Genomic DNA, 910 nt, shown 5'->3' on the forward strand with positions numbered 1-910 from the left:
GTAAGTTATGATGCAGTATCTAAAAAAATATCGTTCCGTCTTCCTCGCGCTTATCGTCGCGCTTGGCCTGATTTCTTGGCTCTACGATAACGCACCCGAGCCTGAGCAAAGTACTCAACAGAACCTGGCGCCAAGAGTTCCTTACACAGAGGTAATCGAAAGCAGCCAAGCGATTCCAATCTATAGTCGCGGTAGAGTATCTGCCTCAGAAGTTCGTCAGATTACCAATCAGGTACCCGGCCTGGTCAAACGTGTCAGCAAAGAGCTTAGTATAGGCGCAAGGGTCAAGCAGGGCGACATTCTCATTGAACTTGAACAACAGCCTTTTGTACTCGATATCGCACAAAAACAAGCTGAACTTGACCGAACTAAACTTGAATTAGTCAGAGTTAAAGCAAAGGCGGCTGTCGCACAAAAAGGCCTAAAACGAAACGCAACTGACTATGCGCGTCATATACCACAGGTGCGCCATGCCAGCAGTCAAGTTTCGGCCGCGGAAGCCGCCTTAGCTTATGCAAAACAACAACTCAAGAAGACTGTAATCAGAGCACCAATAGATGGCAAAGTCATTAAACTGAGTATTACTGAAGGCGAGTACATACTGGCTACCTCAAATGTTGCAACAATCTATGGGACTGACGAAGTTGAAGTCCGACTCCCGTTAAATGACCAGCAAATTGAAATTCTCGGTCTAAATCATAAAGGCTACTTGGGCAAAACAAGTAAACCTATTGCTAGCTTGAACAGCTATCAAAACCCGACAAAACAATGGCAAGGACTTATCGACCGAATTGAAGGGGAGCGCGATAGAAATCAGCTTCTTTATGTTATTGCGCAAGTTTCAAGCAATAACGCTTCAAACAAATCTAGCAAGAGCTTACTACCAGGCTCCTTTGTTGAAGCAAGGATC

General features: G+C 45.2%; 1 protein-coding gene. It reads left to right on the plus strand.

Annotated features, from left to right (window positions below; translation table 11 throughout):
• Positions 1-10 precede the first annotated feature (10 nt).
• The coding region (locus A3763_RS02525; protein ID WP_197482705.1) for an efflux RND transporter periplasmic adaptor subunit at positions 11-910 on the plus strand (900 nt) is incomplete at its 3' end.

Source organism: Oleiphilus sp. HI0128, from assembly GCF_001635365.1.